General features: G+C 68.3%; 15 protein-coding genes. 10 read left to right on the top strand and 5 right to left on the bottom strand.

Annotated features, from left to right (window positions below; all coding sequences use genetic code 11):
• Window positions 1-26: 26 nt before the first annotated feature.
• From gshB to ptsP, 4 genes are all read left to right on the top strand, one after another.
• The gene (gshB, locus tag CFB40_RS15625) at window positions 27-983 is read left to right on the top strand and encodes a glutathione synthase (protein WP_089426399.1); all 957 of its coding nucleotides are present in this window, start codon (window positions 27-29) and stop codon (window positions 981-983) included.
• A gap of 231 nt (window positions 984-1,214) precedes the next feature.
• Entirely contained in the window at window positions 1,215-1,685 is a 471-nt protein-coding gene (locus tag CFB40_RS15620; protein WP_089426398.1) for a PTS sugar transporter subunit IIA, read from the top strand.
• 73 nt (window positions 1,686-1,758) lie between these two features.
• On the top strand, window positions 1,759-2,028 hold the full coding sequence (locus tag CFB40_RS15615; RefSeq protein ID WP_006477716.1) for an HPr family phosphocarrier protein: 270 nt from the start codon (window positions 1,759-1,761) through the stop codon (window positions 2,026-2,028).
• A gap of 201 nt (window positions 2,029-2,229) precedes the next feature.
• The gene (gene ptsP / locus CFB40_RS15610; protein WP_089426660.1) at window positions 2,230-4,002 is read left to right on the top strand and encodes a phosphoenolpyruvate--protein phosphotransferase; all 1,773 of its coding nucleotides are present in this window, start codon (window positions 2,230-2,232) and stop codon (window positions 4,000-4,002) included.
• Between the two features lie 74 nt (window positions 4,003-4,076).
• Here ptsP and CFB40_RS15605 read toward each other — a convergent pair whose 3' ends face one another.
• The 3 genes from CFB40_RS15605 to gpmA form a co-directional block, all read right to left on the bottom strand.
• A complete protein-coding gene (locus CFB40_RS15605; RefSeq protein WP_089426396.1) occupies window positions 4,077-4,829 on the bottom strand; it encodes a HesA/MoeB/ThiF family protein in 753 nt (250 codons plus the stop codon).
• Window positions 4,830-4,932: 103 nt separating this feature from the next.
• Window positions 4,933-6,480, bottom strand: a complete 1,548-nt coding sequence (locus tag CFB40_RS15600; protein WP_039346234.1) for a S41 family peptidase — start codon at window positions 6,478-6,480, stop codon at window positions 4,933-4,935.
• A gap of 275 nt (window positions 6,481-6,755) precedes the next feature.
• Window positions 6,756-7,502, bottom strand: a complete 747-nt coding sequence (gene gpmA, locus CFB40_RS15595; RefSeq protein ID WP_027789056.1) for a 2,3-diphosphoglycerate-dependent phosphoglycerate mutase — start codon at window positions 7,500-7,502, stop codon at window positions 6,756-6,758.
• Between the two features lie 135 nt (window positions 7,503-7,637).
• Between gpmA and CFB40_RS15590 the strand changes: the two genes are divergently transcribed.
• The 5 genes from CFB40_RS15590 (at window position 7,638) to CFB40_RS15570 (ending at window position 10,551) form a co-directional block, all read left to right on the top strand.
• On the top strand, window positions 7,638-8,060 hold the full coding sequence (locus CFB40_RS15590) for a rhodanese-like domain-containing protein (RefSeq protein WP_089426395.1): 423 nt from the start codon (window positions 7,638-7,640) through the stop codon (window positions 8,058-8,060).
• Window positions 8,057-8,317, top strand: coding sequence for a glutaredoxin 3 (grxC, locus tag CFB40_RS15585; RefSeq protein ID WP_039346228.1), 261 nt, complete (start codon window positions 8,057-8,059; stop codon window positions 8,315-8,317). Before CFB40_RS15590 ends, grxC begins: the two co-directional genes overlap by 4 nt.
• Before the next feature lie 107 nt (window positions 8,318-8,424).
• Window positions 8,425-8,907: a protein-export chaperone SecB gene (gene secB / locus CFB40_RS15580; protein WP_089426394.1), complete on the top strand. Its 483-nt coding sequence runs from the start codon at window positions 8,425-8,427 to the stop codon at window positions 8,905-8,907.
• A 25-nt stretch (window positions 8,908-8,932) separates the two neighbouring features.
• Window positions 8,933-9,931, top strand: coding sequence for an NAD(P)H-dependent glycerol-3-phosphate dehydrogenase (locus CFB40_RS15575; protein WP_089426393.1), 999 nt, complete (start codon window positions 8,933-8,935; stop codon window positions 9,929-9,931).
• A gap of 95 nt (window positions 9,932-10,026) precedes the next feature.
• Window positions 10,027-10,551: an O-acetyl-ADP-ribose deacetylase gene (locus CFB40_RS15570; protein ID WP_089426392.1), complete on the top strand. Its 525-nt coding sequence runs from the start codon at window positions 10,027-10,029 to the stop codon at window positions 10,549-10,551.
• A gap of 34 nt (window positions 10,552-10,585) precedes the next feature.
• Here CFB40_RS15570 and trmL read toward each other — a convergent pair whose 3' ends face one another.
• On the bottom strand, window positions 10,586-11,056 hold the full coding sequence (gene trmL / locus CFB40_RS15565) for a tRNA (uridine(34)/cytosine(34)/5-carboxymethylaminomethyluridine(34)-2'-O)-methyltransferase TrmL (RefSeq protein ID WP_089431718.1): 471 nt from the start codon (window positions 11,054-11,056) through the stop codon (window positions 10,586-10,588).
• A 105-nt stretch (window positions 11,057-11,161) separates the two neighbouring features.
• Window positions 11,162-11,959 (bottom strand): ComF family protein, encoded by a 798-nt coding sequence (locus CFB40_RS15560; RefSeq protein WP_089431717.1) that lies wholly within the window; start codon window positions 11,957-11,959, stop codon window positions 11,162-11,164.
• 81 nt (window positions 11,960-12,040) lie between these two features.
• Between CFB40_RS15560 and CFB40_RS15555 the strand changes: the two genes are divergently transcribed.
• On the top strand, window positions 12,041-13,006 hold the full coding sequence (locus CFB40_RS15555; RefSeq protein ID WP_089426390.1) for a methyltransferase domain-containing protein: 966 nt from the start codon (window positions 12,041-12,043) through the stop codon (window positions 13,004-13,006).
• The last annotated feature ends 191 nt before the right edge of the window (window positions 13,007-13,197 follow it).

The following is a 13,197-nucleotide window of genomic DNA, read 5'->3' as shown; positions in this document are numbered from 1 at the left end:
CGGACCTTCGCCACGTACAGGACCTCATGGACATTCTCTTTATCGCCGACCCGCTCGAGCGCTTCAAGATCTACAAGGATTCGACCTACGCGATGATGGCCGAGGCGGCGCGGCGCGGGCATGCGGTGTACGCGTGCGAGCCGAACCATCTCGCATGGACGGGCTCGGCCGTCGAGGCCGACGTGCGTCGCATCACGTTCGTCGGCGACCCGGACGACCTGCATCGCGAGACGTGGTACGAGGCCGGGCCGGTCGACGCGCGCCGCCTCGAATCGTTCGGCGCGGTGCTGATGCGCAAGGATCCGCCGTTCGACATGGAATACGTGACGTCGACCTGGCTGCTGGAGCTGGCCGAGCGCGCCGGCGCACGCGTGTTCAACAAGGCGCAGTCGATCCGCGATCATTCGGAGAAGCTCGCGATCGGCGAGTTTCCGCAGTTCGTCGCGCCGACGCTCGTCACGCGCGACGCGAAACGGCTGCGCGCATTCCACGCCGAGCACGGCGACGTGATCCTGAAGCCGCTCGACGGGATGGGCGGGATGGGCGTGTTCCGCGTGAAGCCGGACGGCATGAACCTCGGTTCGATCATCGAGATGCTGAGCCACGACGGCACGCGTTCGGTGATGGCGCAGAAATTCATCCCCGAGATCAAGGCCGGCGACAAGCGCATCCTGCTGATCGGCGGCGAGCCGGTGCCGTTTTCGCTCGCCCGGATTCCGCAGGGCAGCGAGGTGCGCGGCAATCTCGCGGCGGGCGGCCTCGGCGTTGCGCAGCCGCTGACCGCGCGCGATCGCGAGATCGCCGACACGCTCGGGCCGGTGCTCGCGGCACGCGGGTTGCTGCTGGTCGGCCTCGATGCGATCGGCGACTGGCTGACCGAGGTGAACGTCACGAGTCCGACGTGCTTCCGCGAGATCATGGAGCAGACGGGCTTCGACGTCGCCGCGATGTTCATCGACGCGCTGGAGCGTGCGGCCGTTTAGGCCGCTTTCCCGCGCAACCCCGGCGGCGGCCGCGCAGGTCCCCCGTCGCCGGAGCAGTTCGACCGGCCTGCTACAATGCCCGCTTGCCCGGTGCCGCGCTCGCGCACCATAGGCCCGGCGGTCGGGCCGAAACTGTTGCAAGGCTGAACATGGAACGTTTCCCTCACTCGCTACGCTCATTGCCCCGCCGCGGGGTGTCGGCCCGCCAGGGGCGGCCGGGAGCGATCTGACATGGCCGGGATCCTGATCATCGCGCACGCCCCGCTCGCCACCGCGCTGCGGGACTGCATCGCGCACATCTATGGCGGCGTGCCCGCCCGCATCGGCTGTATCGACGTGATGGCGGACAGCGATCCGACCCAGGTGATGGCGTTCGCGCACGCGGAGCTCGCACGGCTCAAGGAAGAGAACGGCGTGGTCGTGCTGACCGACATGTACGGCGCGACGCCCGCGAACATCGCCGGCCAGCTGGCCAAGATCGACAACGTGCGGGTGCTCGCGGGCGTGAACCTGCCGATGCTCGTGCGGGCCGTCTGCTACCGCACCGTGCCGCTCGACAAGCTGGTCGACAAGGCGCTGTCCGGCGGCGCGAAGGGCGTCCACGAGGTGTCCTCCGGTACGCCGCCGCCGCCGACGGAAACCGGCTGCGGCCAGTGCGCGCCGATTCCGCCCGAACCGCAGCCGCGCACGGAGTCGCACTGAGTTCCCGTTTTCCGTTTTAGACCGCACCGCCGGCGCGCGCCGCCGGCGGCCCCGACCGACCCGACCGAGAATCATGCTTCAACAAGAAACCACCATCGTCAACAAATTGGGGCTCCATGCGCGCGCATCGGCCAAGCTTACGCAACTGGCCGGCAACTTCCAGTCGGAAGTCTGGATGACGCGCAACGGGCGCAAGATCAACGCGAAGAGCATCATGGGCGTGATGATGCTGGCGGCCGGCATCGGCAGCACCGTGACGATCGAGACCGAAGGGCCCGACGAGCGGGAAGCGATGGACGCGCTGCTGAAGCTGATCGCCGACAAGTTCGGCGAAGGCCAGTGATCCTCACGCGGGATCGTTGCCGTTTCCAGCCAGAATGCCGCGGATTTCGCGGCATTTTTTTCGTCGCAAGCATTGATGCGGAATGCGCAATGCTGCGGTGCATGCAGTCAGCGGGGAGTCGCGGAATTTATAATCGCTAACCGGGGTCATAAGCGCATCGCAGCAGTGTGCCGCGGCTTTACTTGTACAGAGGAGGTGCGCGTGTCCTTCACGCTGCATGGCATTCCCGTCTCACGTGGTATCGCGATCGGGCGAGCGTATCTGATCGCGCCGGCGGCGCTCGACGTCGCCCATTACCTGGTCGAGGCAAACCAGATCGATGCGGAGGTCGAGCGCTTCCGCACCGCGCTCGAGGTCGTGCATTACGAACTCGAGGCGCTGCGCGCCGACCTGACCGACGACACGCCGAGCGAAGTCGGCGCATTCATCGACGTCCACGCGATGATCCTGAGCGACGAGATGCTCGTTCAGGAAACCATCGACCTGATCCGCACGCGCCGCTACAACGTCGAGTGGGCGCTGACCGAGCAGCTCGAGCTGCTCACGCGCCACTTCGACGACATCGAGGACGAATACCTGCGCGAGCGCAAGGCCGACATCGAGCAGGTGGTCGAGCGTGTGCTGAAGGCGCTCGCCGGCGCGCCGTCCGCGTCGCAGGCGCTCGACCGCGCGGCCAAGAACGGCACGAACGAGATGATCGTCGTCGCGCACGACATCGCGCCGGCCGACATGATGCAGTTCAAGTCGCAGTCGTTCCAGGCATTCGTCACCGATCTCGGCGGGCGCACGTCGCACACGGCGATCGTCGCGCGCAGCCTCGGCATTCCGGCCGCGGTCGGCGTGCAGCATGCGAGCGCGCTGATCCGCCAGGACGACCTGATCATCGTCGACGGCGACCAGGGCATCGTGATCGTCGATCCGGCGCCGATCGTCCTCGAGGAGTATTCGTACCGGCAGTCCGAGAAGCTGCTGGAGCAACGCAAGCTGCAGCGTCTGAAGTTCTCGCCGACGCAAACGTTGTGCGGCACCAAGATCGATCTGTACGCGAACATCGAGCTGCCCGACGACGCGAAGGCGGCCGTCGAGGCCGGCGCGGTCGGCGTCGGGCTGTTCCGTTCCGAGTTCCTGTTCATGCATCAGAAGGAGATGCCGGAAGAGGAGGAGCAGTTCGCCGCGTACAAGCGGGCCGTCGAGTGGATGAAGGGCATGCCGGTGACGATCCGCACGATCGACGTCGGCGCGGACAAGCCGCTCGAGGCGCTCGACGAAGGCTACGAGACGGCGCCGAACCCCGCGCTCGGCCTGCGCGCGATCCGCTGGAGCCTGTCCGAGCCGCAGATGTTCCTCACGCAGCTGCGCGCGATCCTGCGCGCGTCCGCGTTCGGCCAGGTGAAGATCCTGATCCCGATGCTCGCGCACGCGCAGGAGATCGACCAGACGCTCGACCTGATCCGCGAGGCGAAGCGCCAGCTCGACGACGCGGGGCTCGCGTACGACCCGAACGTGCGCATCGGCGCGATGATCGAGATTCCGGCCGCGGCGATCGCGCTACCGCTGTTCCTGAAGCGGTTCGATTTCCTGTCGATCGGCACGAACGACCTGATCCAGTACACGCTCGCGATCGACCGTGCGGACAATGCGGTCGCGCACCTGTACGACCCGCTGCATCCGGCGGTGCTGCACCTGATCGCCTATACGTTGCGCGAAGCGAAGCGCGCGGGCGTGTCCGTGTCGGTGTGCGGGGAAATGGCGGGGGACCCGGCGCTCACGCGCCTGTTGCTCGGGATGGGGCTCACCGAGTTCTCGATGCACCCGAGCCAGTTGCTGGTCGTGAAGCAGGAGATCCTGCGTGCGCACCTGAAGGCGCTCGAAAAGCCGACGGCCGACGTGCTCGCCGCGTTCGAGCCGGAGGAAGTGCAGGCCGCGTTGCAGCGCCTGTCGGTTGCGGAGCCGCGCGCGGATGCGGCTGCGTAGTCGGCGTCCGCGTCGCCGCTAATCGTAGCGAAGTGTCACCACGCATGCGCCGCCCGGCGCATGCCCGTCGCGCGTCAGTGCCGGCTCCCGCACACGGGGCAGTCGGCCTGGCGCGCGATTTTCATCGTCGTCCATTCCATCCGCAGCGAATCGAGCATCATCAGCCGCCCGTTGAGCGTCTTGCCGATGTCGCCGATCACGCGCAGCGCCTCGGCGGCCTGCATCGCGCCGATGATCCCGACCGTCGGCGCGAACACGCCCATCGTCGCGCACGCGACTTCCTCGAATGGCTGGTCTTCCGGAAACACGCACGCATAGCAGGGCGCGGCCGGGTCGCGGAAGTCGAACGTGCTGATCTGCCCGTCGAAGCGCAGTGCGGCGCCCGATACGAGCGGCACGCCATGCGCGACGCACGCGCGGTTGATCGCATGCCGCGTCGCGAAGTTGTCGGTGCAGTCGAGCACGACGCTCGCGCGCGGCACGTGCGCATCGAGCCACGCATCGTCGACACGCTCCGCGACCGCGTGCACGGTCACCTCGGGGTTCAGCTGCGCGAGCGCGTCGCGCCCCGATTCGACCTTGTGGCGGCCGACCGACGCCGTCACGTGCAGGATCTGCCGCTGCAGGTTCGTGAGGTCGACCGTATCGGCGTCGACGAGCGTGATCGTGCCGACGCCCGATGCCGCGAGGTACATCGCGGCGGGCGAGCCGAGCCCCCCCGCGCCGACGACGATCGCATGCGCATCGAGAAAGCGCTGCTGCGCCTCGATGCCGATTTCGTCGACGAGGATGTGACGGGAGTAGCGAAGGAGTTGATCGTCGTTCATGGGGAGTCGTGGCGAGGCGGCACAGGTGTCGTTATTTTAGGCGCGCATGAAAAACGGGCCATCGCGGTCTTCCCGCGATGGCCCGTCGGATGCCGGCCGGCGCTTACTTCGGCGCCGACGCGGGCTTCGGTGCGGAAGCCGGCTTCGCGCTGGCGCCCGATGCCTTCGAGGCCGTGGCGGCCTTGCCGGCCGGGCCCTTCGTGCTTTCGGCGAGCAGCGACTTCGATTCCTGGACCGGCTTGCCTTCGAGCTTGTTGAGCGCCTGCTGCATCATGAAGTCGTCGGCGCTGCCGAACTCGATCGGCTTGCGATCGCGATCCTTCTGGCGCTGCTCCGGCGTCTTCTTGTCGTTCTGCTCTTCAAGCACGCGCAGCTGATCCATCCGGCGCTGCTCGCGGTCTTCCTGTTCCTTCTTCTCGTTCGGATCCTGCGTGTTCGCGAGGTGGTTCGTGTAGTCGACCTCGCGCGTCACGAGCACGTCGTCCGGATCGCCGTCCGCGTACTGATCGACCGGCACGTCCGGCGTGATGCCCTTGTTCTGGATCGAACGGCCGCTCGGCGTGTAGTAGTACGCGGTGGTCAGGCGCAGCGCGGTGTCGGCCGTCATCGGGCGGACCGTCTGCACCGAACCCTTGCCGAACGTCGTCTTGCCCATGATCTGCGCGCGCTTCGAATCCTGCAGCGCACCGGCGACGATTTCCGACGCGGACGCCGAATAGGCGTTCGTCAGCACGATCATCGGCACGGTCTTGAAGACCGGGGGCAGGTTCTTCAGCGGATCGCCGTCGAAGGACGGCAGGCGGTAGTTGTCATACGTATCGCGGTAGACCTGCTTCGAATCGGCGATCTGGCCGTTGGTCGACACGACGACGGAGTCGGGCGGCAGGAACGCGCCGGCCACGCCGACCGCGCTCTGCAGCAGGCCGCCGCCGTTGTTGCGCAGGTCGAGGACGAGGCCCTTCAGGTTCGGCTGCTGGCGTGCGATATCTTGCAGCTTCTGCGCGAGATCGGGCGTCGTGCGCTCCTGGAAGCTCGTGATGCGGACATACGCATAGCCCGGATCGAGGATCTTCATCTTCACGCTCTGGACCTTGATGATCGCGCGCGTGACCGTGACCGGGAACGTGCGGTCGTCGCTCTTGCGGAAGATCGTCAGCGTGACCTTGGTGCCCGGCTCGCCGCGCATCTGCTTCACGGCCTTGTCGAGCGTCATGCCGCGCACCGGCTTGTCGTTGATGCGGGTGATCAGGTCGCCCGGACGGATGCCGGCGCGGAACGCGGGGGTATCCTCGATCGGCGAGATCACCTTGACGAGGCCGTCTTCCTGCGAGATCTCGATGCCGAGACCCGCGAAGCGGCCCTTCGTCTGCTCCTGCAGCTCGTCATAGTCGGTCTTGTCGAGGAACGACGAGTGCGGGTCGAGGCTCGACACCATGCCCTTGATCGCGGCCGTCAGCAGCTTCTTGTCGTCGACCGGTTCGACGTACTCGCGCTTGATCTGTCCGAAGACTTCCGCGAACAGGCGGAGCTGGTCGAGGGGAAGCGGCGCCGTGGCGGTCTGCTCGGCCGATGCGGAAACCTGCAGCGTGGCGAACACGCCCGTGGCGAGGCCCGCGGCAATCAGGCCGATGTTCTTCAATTTCATTCGCATAGAGATCTGGTGCGGTCGGGAAGCGCGTGGCGGTAGCGGGGATGATGTAGCGGACAAGTATAACTGTTCGTCCGATAACTCAGTGGAACGGCGCGAAAAGCGTCGAAAAGGGCCCGGAGCCGGTCCGGCGGGCATCGCCGCGCGCGCCGCGGGTTCGAAAGCGGATTCGACAGCGCCGGCGCCGCGAAGGTTCGCGCGGGGCGCAGGGCAAGGGGCTGGGCCGGGGCCGGGCGGGCCGCGCCGGACGCGGGCCGCCCGGCCCCGGCCGACGGGCGTCAGCCCGCCTTGCCCTGCTTCGCGACGGCGGCCTGCGCCTGCGCGATCGCGTCCTGGTCGCCGAGGTAATAGTGCTTGATCGGCTTCAGGTTCTCGTCGAGTTCATACACGAGCGGCACGCCGTTCGGGATGTTCAGGCCGACGATGTCGCTGTCCGAGATGCCGTCGAGGTACTTGATCAGCGCGCGCAGCGAGTTGCCGTGTGCGGCGATCAGCACCTGCTTGCCGGCGCGCACCGCCGGGGCGATCGACTCGTTCCACAGCGGCAGCACGCGCGCGACCGTGTCCTTCAGGCACTCGGTGAGCGGCAGCTGCTCGCGCGGCACCTTCGCGTAGCGCGGGTCGTTGAACGGCGCGCGCTCGTCGGTCGGCTCGAGCGCGGGCGGCGGCGTGTCGTAGCTGCGGCGCCACACGAGCACCTGGTCGTCGCCGAACTTCGCGGCCGTTTCTGCCTTGTTCAGGCCCGACAGCGCGCCGTAGTGGCGCTCGTTCAGGCGCCACGAGTGGACGACCGGCAGGTACATGAGGTCCATCTTGTCCTGCACGTGCCACAGCGTGCGGATCGCGCGCTTGAGCACCGACGTATACGCGATGTCGAACGTGTAGCCGGCCTCCTTGAGCAATTCGCCGGCCTGGTAGGCCTCGTTGCGACCCTGTTCGGTCAGGTCGACGTCGACCCAGCCGGTGAAGCGGTTTTCCTTGTTCCACGTCGATTCGCCGTGGCGGATGAGAACGAGTTTGTACATGGATCTTGCGGTCGGTAGTGAAGGAAGCTGTGGCGCGTCGCGCAGGACCCGACCCGGGCCCGCCATCGCGCAAGACGGTTATTTTATAATGGCGGGATTGTCCTCATCCGATTTCTCTTTTTCCGGCGGAATTCCGTGACGTTCTTTACCAATTACACCAACCTGGCCCTTATCGCGATCCTGGTGGTATCCGGCGGCCTGCTGGCCTGGCCCGCGCTGCGCCGCGGCCGCGGCGGCCTGTCCGCCGCGGAGGCGACGCAACTCATCAACCGTCGCAACGCGGTCGTGATCGACGTGCGCGCCGCGTCCGATTTCGCTGCCGGCCACCTGCCGTCGGCGCGCCAGGTCGCGGCAGGCGAGATCGGCACGAAAATCGCGCAGGTCGCGAAGAACAAGAGCACGCCGGTGCTGCTCGTCTGCCAGAACGGCCAGCAGTCGCAGAAGGCGGCGCGCGAGGTCGAGGCGGCGGGTTACGCCGAGGTGCACGTGCTCGAGGGCGGCGTGGCCGCCTGGCAGCAGGCCGGGATGCCGGTCGTCAAACAAGGAGTGGCGAAGTGAACAAGGTTTTGATGTACAGCACGCAGGTGTGTCCGTATTGCATCCAGGCCGAGCGCCTGCTGAAGCTGCGCGGTGTCGAGCAGATCGAGAAGGTGCTGATCGACCGCGATCCGGCCCGCCGCGACGAAATGATGACGCGCACGGGGCGCCGCACGGTGCCGCAGATCTATATCGGCGACACGCACGTCGGCGGTTACGACGATCTGTCGAAGCTCGACCGCGAAGGTGGGCTCGTCCCGCTTCTGCAAGCGGCCTGATTAGGGCAGAATGGCCGCCGGCCGCGCCGCGGCTTGGGCGCGCAGGATTCATCCGTGGCGGCCGGCGTGAAGCCGGGCCGCCCCGTCACCACTTTTAGGGAAACACCATGTCCGACGTCGAAAACCAACCGTTCTTCAACATCCAGCGCGTCTACCTGAAGGATATGTCGCTCGAGCAGCCGAATTCGCCGGCGATCTTCCTCGAGCAGGACATGCCGTCGGTTGAAGTCGAAGTCGACGTCAAGGCCGACCGCCTCGCGGAAAGCGTGTTCGAAGTCGTCGTGTCGGGCACCGTCACCGCGAAGGTGAAGGACAAGATCGCGTTCCTGATCGAAGCGAAGCAGGCCGGCATTTTCGACATCCGCAACATTCCGGATGAACAGCTCGACCCGCTCGTCGGCATCGCCTGCCCGACGATCCTGTTCCCGTACCTGCGTTCGAACATCGCCGACGCGATCACGCGTGCGGGCTTCCCGCCGATCCACCTGGCGGAAATCAACTTCCAGGCGCTGTACGAACAACGCCTCGCGCAGCTTCAGCAGCAGGCCGGTGCCGCAGCAGGCGCACCGAACGGCACGACGCTGAACTGACGTTTCACTCGGACCGGTGCTGGGTATGAAAGTAGCCGTTCTCGGCGCCGGTGCCTGGGGCACCGCGCTCGCGGGCCATCTGGCCGCGCGGCACGATACGCTTTTGTGGGCGCGCGACGCCGCGCTCATCGCCGGGCTGCAGGCCCGGCACGAAAATTCCCGCTATCTGGACGGCATCGCGCTGCCTGACGCGTTGCGCTACGACGCCGATCTCGGCGCCGCGCTCGCGCATGGCGCCGCGGACGACGCACTGTGCGTGATCGCCGCGCCGGTGGCCGGGTTGCGCACGCTGTGTCATGCGATGCGCGACGCAGGCTGCGTGCCCGCGCATGTCGTCTGGGTCTGCAAGGGCTTCGAGGCCGACACGCATCTGCTGCCGCATCAGGTGATCGCGGCCGAGCTGCCCGGGCAGCTCAGCAACGGCGTGCTGTCGGGGCCGAGCTTCGCGCGCGAAGTCGGGCAGTCGCTGCCCGTCGCGCTGACGGTGGCGAGCACGTCCGCCGAATGCCGCGAGCGCACGCTCGCCGCGTTCCATCACGGCGCGATGCGGATCTATACAGGCGACGACGTGGTCGGCGTCGAGGTTGGCGGCGCGGTGAAGAACGTGCTCGCGATCGCGACCGGCATCGCCGACGGTCTCGGCCTCGGGCTGAACGCGCGCGCCGCGCTGATTACGCGCGGCCTCGCCGAAATGTCGCGCCTCGGTGTCGCGCTCGGCGGCCGGGCGGAAACCTTCACGGGCCTCACGGGCCTTGGCGACCTGATCCTCACCGCCACGGGCGACCTGTCGCGCAACCGCACGGTCGGCCTGCAACTGGCGGCCGGCCGCACGCTGAACGACATCCTCGGCGCGCTCGGCCACGTGGCCGAAGGCGTGCGCTGCGCGCAGGCCGTGCTGGCCATCGCACGCGCACAGTCGATCGAAATGCCGATCACCGAAGCCGTGTGCGGCGTGCTGTTCGACGGCATCGCGCCGCGCGACGCCGTCAGCGGCCTGCTGCGGCGCGACGCGCGCGCCGAGTAATACGACCCGGCGCCTTTGGGTGCCGTGTTCGCTGCGGGCGCGCGGCGTCAAAGCGCGCTACGCTTGAACAGTCTCCGGCGTTCCGGGAGGTTGTCATGCTGCAGATCCATTCCACCACGCTCGATGCGCAGGTCGTCGACATCACGACGCTCGATGTCGACGCGATCGTCAACGCCGCGAACGGCTCGCTGCTCGGCGGGGGCGGCGTCGACGGCGCGATCCATCGCGCGGCCGGCCCCGGCCTGCTGGCCGAATGCCGCACGCTCGGCGGCTGCGAGACGGGCGACGCCAAGCTCACGCGCGGCCACGGGCTGCCGGCGCGCTACGTGATCCATGCGGTCGGGCCCGTGTGGCACGGCGGCGGGCGCGGCGAGGCCGACCTGCTCGCGTCGTGCTACCGGCGCGCGATCGAGCTGGCCGAGGAGGTCGCGGCGACGTCGATCGCGTTCCCGGCGATCAGTTGCGGCATCTATCGCTATCCGGCCGAGGAAGCCGTCGAGATCGCGGTGGGCACCGTCGCCGAAATGCTGCCGCAGGCGCCGAACCTCGCACGCGTGGTGTTCGCGTGCTTTTCTCCCGACATCTACGACCTGTATCGCGCGCGGCTCGCACGGACGTGACGCGTCCCGCGTGGCGCGCTGCGCCGTGCAGGCGTCAGGCGCCGCCTTCGAAGCCGGCCTGGCGCCACGCCTCGAACACGACCACCGCGACCGTGTTCGACAGGTTCAGGCTGCGGTTGTCCGGCCGCATCGGCAGGCGCACGCGCTGTTCGTTCGGAAAGCGCTCGAGCAGCTCGGCGGGCAGGCCGCGCGTTTCCGAGCCGAACACGAACCAGTCGCCGGGCAGGAACGCGTGATCGTGGAAGCGGCCCGAGCCGCGCGTCGTGAACGCGAACATCCGCGCGGGGTCGGGCGTTTCCGTCGCGACGAACGCGTCCCAGTCGCGGTGCACGCGCATCTGCGCATACTCGTGGTAGTCGAGGCCCGCGCGGCGCATCCGCGCGTCGTCGAGCGGGAAGCCGAGCGGCTCGATCAGGTGCAGACGCGCGCCCGTGTTGGCGCACAGGCGGATCACGTTGCCGGTGTTCGGCGGAATTTCGGGGGCGACGAGGACGACGTTGAACATGTTTCGGTCTGGCTGGGCCGGCCGGGGCGGCGCCATGTGCGCGTTCCCGGCCGGCCGGTTCGTGGCGGCCGCCGCCGTGCTCGGGCGGCTGGCCTCTCTATCTAATTAATCCCTGGCGGTGCGCAGCGCAACCAGATTCGTCACGTGCGCGGCGCCCGCGGCCTTCAGTGCATGCGCGGCGGCCGCGAGCGTCGCGCCGGACGTCATCACGTCGTCGACGAGCGCGACGTGGCGGCCCGCGACGCCACCTGCCACCGCGAATGCCGCCATCACGTTGTCGCGTCGTGCGTGCCGGTCGAGCCGCGACTGCGGCGCGGTGTCGGCGACGCGCGCGAGCAGCACCGCATCCGCGCGCACGCCGAGCCGCCGCGCGAGCGGGCGCGCGATCGCCCACGCCTGGTTGTAGCCGCGCGCGACGAGCCGCCGGTGCGACAGCGGCACCGGCGCCACCAGGTCGAAGCCGCCGGCGCCGGGTGTATCGTCGATCAACCGGGCGAGCCGCGTCGCGAATTCGGTGCCGAGCGCGAGTTGCCGGTGAAACTTCAGGCCGCGCGCGAGCCCGTCGAGCGGTGCGCGGTAATCCGCCAGCGCGAGCGTCGCATCGAACGGCGGCGGCGCCGTGCGGCACGCGTCGCAACGGTATGCGGTAACGCGGCCGGCGCGAGCGCCGCGTCGCGGGGGCGAACGCGATGGCCCGATGCCCAGCGGCAGCGCGCAGACGTCGCAGCGCAGTCGCGCTTCATTCCAGTACGCGGCGTCGCAAGCACCGCAAATCACGGCGTGTGACAAATTGCCGCACAGTGCGCAGCGATTCGGCAGCGCGACCGCGGCGACGCGCGCTGCCAGCGCGCGAACCTGCGACAAGGCGACGCGCATCGTGCGCGGGGCGGAACGGCGGATCATTGCAACACTCCTGACACCCCGCCTCAATGAAGCCTGCGAGGCGAGCGAGTATACTTCGGGCTCTTCGCCAGTGTGCCCGACATGTCCCCAGCTTCGACTTCAACCGGCCGTCCGGCCAATGACGCAAGGCGCCTGCGGCGGATCTTCGATCGCCGTGCCGCCACGTTCGATGCGGTCGCGTTCCTGCCGCGCGAGATCGCGCAGCGCATGAACGAGCGCCTCGAATACATCAAGGTGAGCCCCGCAGCCGTGCTGGACGCGGGCTGCGGCCCGGGCGACGACCTGCCGGCGCTGCGCGCGCGCTTTCCCGAGGCGCCCGTGTTCGGCGTCGACCTGTCCGGCGCGATGCTCGCGCGAGCAGGGCAGCGCGAGGTCGAGCAGACGAGCTGGCGCCGCTGGCTGCCGGCCTCGCTCGGCCGCGCACTGGGCCCGCGCGGCCCGCGCGTCGCGCAGGCCGATTTCGCCGCGCTGCCGTTCCCCGGCGGCGCGTTCGACCTGATCTGGTCGAATCTCGCCCTCCACTGGCATTCGCGCCCGGACGCGGTGCTGCCCGAATGGCAGCGCGTGCTGCGCGTGAACGGGCTGCTGATGTTCAGCACGCTCGGCCCCGATACGCTGCGCGAACTGCGCGCGGCCTGCGCGGACGCCGAAGCGGCGCTGGGCATGGCGCCGCCCGCCGCGCGCGTGATCGATTTCGTCGACATGCACGACCTCGGCGACATGCTCGTCGAGAGCGGCTTCGAGATTCCCGTGATGGATCAGGAAGTGCTGACCGTCACCTACAAATCCCCCGACTCGCTGCTGGCCGACGTGCGCCGCTGGGGCGCCTATCCGTTCGACCGCGAGGCGCCGCAGCGCGCGACGCGGCGCTTTCGCGCGGCGCTCGGCGACGCGCTGGAGGCCCGCCGGCGCGAGGACGGCACGATTCCGCTGACGTTCGAAGTGATCTACGGCCACGCGTGGAAGGCCGTGCCGCGCACGACCGCCGAAGGGCACGGGATCGTGCGCATCGAGGACATCGGAAAGGGGCGTCCGAAGAATCGGTAAAGCGGTAAAGAGGGGTTTTGTTATGTCTGAAATTAGCGGCGCAAAGCGGGGTCGAATTGGCGCCTAAAATGGCCGGAAAGCTTGTCGCGCTTGGCTCGCGGGCCGATAGTCGCTTGCTTGTGGATGCCATTGAACCCGCCTATAATGCGTCAGCTTGTCGTCCCGGGGTCCCCGCAATACGGGCCGACGAG

The sequence above is a fragment of the Burkholderia sp. AU31652 genome (genome assembly GCF_002223155.1).
Classification (GTDB): domain Bacteria; phylum Pseudomonadota; class Gammaproteobacteria; order Burkholderiales; family Burkholderiaceae; genus Burkholderia.
Note: the sequence above shows the minus strand (reverse complement) of the source record. Positions and strands in the feature narration are given on the sequence as shown.

Coding starts and splice junctions, on each gene's coding strand:
- gshB (WP_089426399.1), top strand. CDS start 27: ATGGACATTCTCTTTATCGCCGACCCGCTCGAGCGCTTCAAGATCTAC.
- CFB40_RS15620 (WP_089426398.1), top strand. CDS start 1,215: ATGGCCGGGATCCTGATCATCGCGCACGCCCCGCTCGCCACCGCGCTG.
- CFB40_RS15615 (WP_006477716.1), top strand. CDS start 1,759: ATGCTTCAACAAGAAACCACCATCGTCAACAAATTGGGGCTCCATGCG.
- CFB40_RS15605 (WP_089426396.1), bottom strand. CDS start 4,829: ATGAACGACGATCAACTCCTTCGCTACTCCCGTCACATCCTCGTCGAC.
- CFB40_RS15600 (WP_039346234.1), bottom strand. CDS start 6,480: ATGCGAATGAAATTGAAGAACATCGGCCTGATTGCCGCGGGCCTCGCC.
- gpmA (WP_027789056.1), bottom strand. CDS start 7,502: ATGTACAAACTCGTTCTCATCCGCCACGGCGAATCGACGTGGAACAAG.
- secB (WP_089426394.1), top strand. CDS start 8,425: ATGTCCGACGTCGAAAACCAACCGTTCTTCAACATCCAGCGCGTCTAC.
- CFB40_RS15575 (WP_089426393.1), top strand. CDS start 8,933: ATGAAAGTAGCCGTTCTCGGCGCCGGTGCCTGGGGCACCGCGCTCGCG.
- CFB40_RS15570 (WP_089426392.1), top strand. CDS start 10,027: ATGCTGCAGATCCATTCCACCACGCTCGATGCGCAGGTCGTCGACATC.
- trmL (WP_089431718.1), bottom strand. CDS start 11,056: ATGTTCAACGTCGTCCTCGTCGCCCCCGAAATTCCGCCGAACACCGGC.
- CFB40_RS15560 (WP_089431717.1), bottom strand. CDS start 11,959: ATGATCCGCCGTTCCGCCCCGCGCACGATGCGCGTCGCCTTGTCGCAG.
- CFB40_RS15555 (WP_089426390.1), top strand. CDS start 12,041: ATGTCCCCAGCTTCGACTTCAACCGGCCGTCCGGCCAATGACGCAAGG.